This is a genomic window from Flectobacillus sp. (genome assembly GCF_049240685.1).
Taxonomy (GTDB): Bacteria; Bacteroidota; Bacteroidia; order Cytophagales; family Spirosomataceae; genus Flectobacillus.
In genome coordinates this window covers 1-5,518 of sequence record NZ_JBMLSD010000452.1, presented here as the reverse complement: position 1 = coordinate 5,518, position 5,518 = coordinate 1, and the positions used below count along the sequence as shown (strand labels likewise).

The window sequence follows — 5,518 nt, the reverse complement described above, 5'->3', positions numbered from 1 at the left end:
TAATTCTGCACAAAACCTTAAGATTGTTGAGTCATTAACCTAAAGCTATTTTTACAATCTTAAAGCGTCATGATTAGTCAAGAAATCCTGATAAGCCAAGCCAATTCCCTCTTCTAGCTCGATTTTATGTTTCCAACCATAACTATGTAATTTTGACACATCCATCAATTTGCGTGGTGTACCATCTGGTTTGGAGGTATCCCATACTAATTCACCTTCAAAACCTACTACATTTTTTACGGTATTGGCCAATTCTTTGATAGTTACGTCGGTACCTGTTCCGATATTTACCAACTCACGTTCGTTGTAATTTTCCATCAAATATAAACACGCTTCTGCCAAATCGTCAGCGTGCAAGAACTCGCGCATTGGCGAGCCTGTACCCCAAAGTGTTACGTTAGGAGCGCCATTGATTTTTGCCTCATGAAATTTACGAATCATTGCAGGCAATACGTGAGAGTTTTGTAAGTCGTAATTATCATTTGGCCCATACAAATTGGTAGGCATTGCCGAAATAAAATTACAGCCATACTGATTGCGATATTCCTCACACATTTTGATACCTGCAATTTTAGCAATAGCATAAGGCTCATTGGTATATTCTAAGTAGCCACTCAACAAATATTCTTCTTTCAGAGGCTGAGGAGCCAATTTTGGATAAATACACGAAGAACCCAAAAACATCAATTTTGTAACCTTGTTCACATAAGCACTGTGAATCACATTGTTCTGAATCGACAGGTTTTCATACAAGAAATCGGCACGATAAGTGTTATTAGCTACGATACCGCCCACTTTGGCAGCAGCAAGGAATACATAGTCAGGTTTTTCGGCAGCAAAAAAATCAGCGACTGCCTGTTGGTTGCGTAGGTCTAATTCTTTAGACGTACGAAGCAGGAAATTGGTATATCCTGCTTTTTGTAATGCTCGTAAAATGGCAGAACCCACCATTCCACGATGTCCTGCTACATAAATTTTTGCGTCTTTTTCCACGGGTTAATTGATTATTAATTTTCTGGAAAACAGAATCATTTCCAGCGATTTATATCTTAAATAACATTTTTTTGTAAAACAAAAGTTTACAAATATCTCTTAAATTCAGGAGTTCTACTAGAAGGCTTTCTGTTGAAATTTGGATAACAAGATTTCTCTTCCTTCTTTTGTTTAAAAATAAATAAGCAATTTTTTCGTTTGCAAAAGTAATAGATTAGCCTTTGACTACGTGCTACCCATGAGAAGTTTATCCTTTCCCACTACTTTTATCTCATTGATTTCCATCTTACTACTTCATAGTACTGTAACTTGTATTGCCCAACAAAAAGACGAATTTAAGTCGAGTAGTAAGCCCAAAACCGATACTACTGCTCGCAAAAAGGGTATTTTGGGTGGACTTATCCAGACAGATGTGCTCGATAATATCAAGAACGCAAAGAAGACTATTTCGGATGTAAAAGACGATATAAAAAATAATAAAGAAAAAGCAGAAGAGTTTTCGACTGACTTGAGTAGTGACCTTGGTCTGAAAGTAAAGAAAGACGCCAAGAAAAATAAAAAAGTCAAAAAAGCTCCCAAAGACGAATATTCAGGAATCAAGTTTGAACGCCGTATCGGCGAATATGGTACAGGAAACCGATTTACGGTGGAAGAAATCAATGTACTAAGAAACCCAGACGAAGCTACTCCAAGCATTTACGCCAAAGAAATTTGGTGGTATGACCCCAAACTACGTCGTATTACCAACACCCCACGTAAAGACTTAGATTATGGCGAAGTATGTCATGGCCCTTTCAAGAAATACATCAATGACGAATTAGTCGAAGAAGGATTTTTTTATGTTGGGGTAAAAGATGGTCGCTGGGAAACTTACAATCAAGAGTATATTCTTTTGTCAAAAGATAAATACAAAAATGGCTTTCCAGCAGAATCCCATTTTTCGTATTATGACAAAGAACAAAAGAAATTAAAAGAAGTAATACCCGTAAAATTTGGAAAAGTAACGGGTGAATATCGTGCTTTTTACGATGGCGGACAGCTCAAAGAAGAAGGAAAATTTGAAGATAGCATTAAAGTGGGTCGTTGGAGAGAATATCATCAATTTGGCGCCATGGGTCGTTTGAAAAAAGAAACCATGTATCCGAAAGATAAATTCGAAAAAGGTGAGGCAGTTGTTCTTCAAGAAAGAGATAACACTGGCAAATTGATTTATGAAGCACCAAAACAGCAAAAACGTAAGGTTGAGGATGACGATAATTAGCGTATAGTATTTTGAATTTTGACTATAGCGTTAAAAATATTTTTTGAGCCTGAGGGGTATCCCTTGGGCTTTTTGTATTTTATCCTGACAGCATAGTGTTGAAATAGGTTATAATTCTATTTGTAAAAGATTACCTTCAGCTAAGAATACTAAATTGCAGATAGGCTGTTAAATTGCTATTCAAATGATTTTAGGATGTTAAAATATGGAAACCCTATTTTACTTCTGCATATTTCGTTACATAAAACAAGCTCATGGAAAATCTTCAGCAACATATTGATTCTATTATGCAAAAAGCCGCTGAGGCTTTTAAAATATATCGTAAAGTTTCGGGAAAAGAGAAAGCTCTATTTCTCAGAACTATTGCACAAAACCTCTTGGATTTGGGTGATAGTTTAATCCAAATAGCCCATCAAGAAACCAATATCCCAGAAGTTCGACTCATTGGTGAGCGCACACGAACTTGTTTTCAGCTCGAAACCAATGCTCGTTTGTTAGAGGAAGGTTCGTGGGTTGAGGCTCGTATTGATACAGCTTTACCTAATCGCCAGCCGATGCCTCGTCCAGATATTCGTAAAATGTTGATTCCGATTGGACCAGTAGTTGTTTTTGGCGCCAGCAATTTTCCTTTTGCTTATTCTACGGCTGGCGGCGATACTGCTTCGGCTTTAGCTGCTGGTTGTCCAGTTGTGGTAAAAGGTCATCCAGCACATGCTAAAACCTCCGAAATGGTCGCAGAAGCTGTTTTAAAAGCTGTTTCAGCTTGTGGTTTGCCAGATGGTACATTTGCGCACGTAGCAGGTCACAGTTTTGAAGTTGGTCGCGCATTGGTATTACATCCTGTAACCAAAGCCGTTGGTTTTACGGGGTCGCTCAATGGTGGGAAGGCGCTTTTTGATTTGGCCAACCAACGTCCCGAGCCGATTCCTGTATTTTCTGAAATGGGTAGTATCAACCCTGTGGTGTTGATGCCTCAAAAACTCAATGCTGAAGCCTCACAGGTGGCTCTTACGTATTCCAATTCGATTACTTTGGGTATGGGTCAGTTCTGTACCAATCCTGGGCTAATTTTGGCAATAAATAATCCCGATTTGGATACTTTTATCGAAACGCTTAGCCAAGCCATTGAACAAGTAGCGCCAGCGGCTATGCTCAATGCTGGGATTTATCAAAATTTTGAAGGAAAAAGAACCGTAGCACTATCACAAGAAGGTGTCAAAACAGAAGTAGAGTCTTTAGTCGAAAAGACGGGTATCATTCAAGCTACTCCAACAATAGCCTCGGTATCGAGTAGTATATTTTTAGAAAATCCTACTTTACATCAAGAAGTATTTGGGCCTTATTCATTGATTGTAAAATGTACCGATTTAGATAACTTATTGCAGGTGATCGAACATTTGGAAGGGCAACTGACCTCTACACTGATGGCAACAGAAGAGGAGCTAGAAGAAAATCCAGCCATTTTTGAAACACTGAGAAATATCTGTGGTCGGTTGATTTTTAACGGTGTACCTACGGGTGTAGAAGTATGTTATGCTATGCAACACGGAGGGCCATTTCCTGCCACAACCGATGCTCGTTTTGGGGCGGTTGGTCCCGACGCTATCAAACGTTGGGTGCGACCAGCAAGTTTTCAAAATTTTCCAGAAAACCTATTACCTGCCGAACTTCAAAATCAAAATCCGTTGAATATCTGGAGGATTGTCAATGATGAATGGACGAGATAGGTATTAGTGCTGAATTATATTTAAGTTTTGTGTTTCAGGGAAAAGGCAACAGGCACAAGGCAAATAGTGTTAAAATGTTTTTTAGTAACGATAGATATGTTAGCTGTTTCAAGTTTAAGAACTTGGAACGCCCAATAAAAAGCAGTCTCTGACTGCGACCTTGCTCAAACTGAATATCCTAAAGTATTCAATCTTTGGTATTGACTATGCTAGTGGTGCAGTCGCAGACTGCACTTGATTTATTGTTCCAAGTTGGTAAACTTGAAACAGCAGGGGAATTGTCAACGATGAATGCATCAGATAGATATTAGTGCTGAAGTGTGAATTTTGAGTGTAAAATATTCTGTAGTCTTTTTTTTAAATGTATTAAGATTTTTATAAAAACACTTTGAAACTTTTAGCTTACAGCATAACGCTTAAAGCCTATCGCCGATAAAATTTATTTTACCTACTGAATTTACCGAAATTAATTACCAACTATCAATAACAATGAAAAAACGTCTGATTACCTCTCTGCTTTTAGGTCTTTCATGTATGACTTTTGGACAAAAAAAGAGTGATACAAAAGAATGGGAGCAACTATTTAATGGAAAAAACTTAGATGGCTGGGACATCAAAATCCGCCATTATGACTTAAACGACAACTTTGCCAATACGTTTCGAGTAAAAGACGGAAAATTGGTTGTGTCGTATGATGGTTACGACAAGTTTGATGAAAAATTTGGTCATATTTTCTATAAAAAGAAATTCTCCAATTACATCATCGCAACTGAATATCGTTTTGTAGGCGAGCAAGCGCCAGAAGGACCAGGATGGGCCTATCGTAATAGCGGTATTATGCTTCACTGTCAGCCAGCGGCGTCAATGGGTAAAGACCAAGACTTTCCCATTTCGATTGAAGTACAACTTTTAGGTGGCTCAGGTAAAGGCGAGCGTACTACTTGTAACCTTTGTACACCAGGCACCAATGTAGAGATGAATGGCAAGTTATTTACGCCACACTGTATCAACTCCAAATCAAAAACATACGATGGTGACCAATGGGTAAGAGCTGAAGTAATGGTATTGGGTGATTCATTAGTAAGACATTATGTAAATGGTGAAATGGTTTTGGAATATCAAAAACCACAAGTAGGAGGGGGCAATGTAGATGCTTATAACCCTGCCTTCAAACCTGATGGAAAACTATTGAACGAAGGATATATTTCGCTACAAAGCGAAAGCCACCCTGTAGAATTCCGCAAAGTGGAAGTATTACAGTTAGAAGGTTGCATGGACCCAAAGGCATTGAATTATAAGTCTTATTTTATCAAATCTTTGCCTAATACTTGCAAATACGCTAAGAAAAAAGGGAAAAAGAGATAAAGTAATAGTGACAAAGTATTAAAGGGACAAAGGCACAAAGTGAAAATATATTCTACACTTTGTGCCTTTGTCCCTTTATGCCTTTGTTACTTCGTGCCTTTGTGCCTTCTTCACTTTGTGCCTTTGTCACTCTCTAAGCTATTTCTTCTTCTCTCTGAGTGATTTAGCAATT

At 38.2% G+C, this 5,518-nt stretch carries 4 protein-coding genes; 3 read left to right on the top strand and 1 reads right to left on the bottom strand.

Translation table 11 applies throughout. From position 1 onward, the window contains the following. Positions 1-51: 51 nt before the first annotated feature. Positions 52-993, bottom strand: a complete 942-nt coding sequence (fcl, locus tag ACOVQ4_RS20710) for a GDP-L-fucose synthase (RefSeq protein ID WP_166550921.1) — start codon at positions 991-993, stop codon at positions 52-54. Positions 994-1,231: 238 nt separating this feature from the next. On the opposite strand from fcl, the gene ACOVQ4_RS20705 reads away from it, so the two are divergent. From ACOVQ4_RS20705 to ACOVQ4_RS20695, 3 genes are all read left to right on the top strand, one after another. Beyond that, positions 1,232-2,254, top strand: a complete 1,023-nt coding sequence (locus ACOVQ4_RS20705; RefSeq protein WP_421822510.1) for a toxin-antitoxin system YwqK family antitoxin — start codon at positions 1,232-1,234, stop codon at positions 2,252-2,254. A gap of 254 nt (positions 2,255-2,508) precedes the next feature. After that, a complete protein-coding gene (locus tag ACOVQ4_RS20700) occupies positions 2,509-3,981 on the top strand; it encodes an aldehyde dehydrogenase (NADP(+)) (protein WP_421822509.1) in 1,473 nt (490 codons plus the stop codon). A gap of 489 nt (positions 3,982-4,470) precedes the next feature. After that, complete coding sequence (locus ACOVQ4_RS20695) at positions 4,471-5,346, top strand: 3-keto-disaccharide hydrolase (RefSeq protein ID WP_421822508.1); 876 nt, start codon at positions 4,471-4,473, stop codon at positions 5,344-5,346. The last annotated feature ends 172 nt before the right edge of the window (positions 5,347-5,518 follow it).

Coding starts and splice junctions, on each gene's coding strand:
- ACOVQ4_RS20695 (WP_421822508.1), top strand. CDS start 4,471: ATGAAAAAACGTCTGATTACCTCTCTGCTTTTAGGTCTTTCATGTATG.
- ACOVQ4_RS20705 (WP_421822510.1), top strand. CDS start 1,232: ATGAGAAGTTTATCCTTTCCCACTACTTTTATCTCATTGATTTCCATC.
- ACOVQ4_RS20700 (WP_421822509.1), top strand. CDS start 2,509: ATGGAAAATCTTCAGCAACATATTGATTCTATTATGCAAAAAGCCGCT.